The sequence below is a fragment of the Seonamhaeicola marinus genome (assembly GCF_008085455.1).
This window is the reverse complement of sequence record NZ_VSDQ01000298.1, coordinates 1-376: the sequence shown is the minus strand read 5'-3', so window position 1 is coordinate 376 and position 376 is coordinate 1. Positions and strand designations below refer to the sequence as shown.

The 376-nt window shown below is 31.1% G+C and carries 1 protein-coding gene; it reads left to right on the top strand.

Annotated features, from left to right (window positions below):
* Positions 1-56: 56 nt before the first annotated feature.
* A partial coding sequence (locus tag FUA24_RS04060; protein WP_187388158.1) for an ATP phosphoribosyltransferase regulatory subunit occupies positions 57-376 on the top strand: 320 nt, incomplete at its 3' end.

The window sequence follows — 376 nt, the reverse complement described above, 5'->3', positions numbered from 1 at the left end:
AATGCGGAATCTATTTTATAATTTTAAAAGAGATACCTGTATTTACAGGCAAAATTATGGCTCAAAAACCAAGTATACCAAAAGGCACTAGAGATTTTAACCCAGAACAAGTAGCAAAACGTAATTATATTTTTAATACCATACGTGGTGCTTTTGAAACTTTTGGGTTTCAACCTATAGAAACACCAAGTTTTGAAAATTCAGATACGTTAATGGGTAAATATGGTGATGAAGGTGATCGTTTGATTTTTAAAATTTTAAACTCAGGTGACTATTTAAATAAAGCCAATACGGATGCTTATGAGGAAAAAGATTCTAATAAATTAACACCAAGTATCTCAGAAAAAGCCCTACGTTATGACTTAACAGTGCCTTT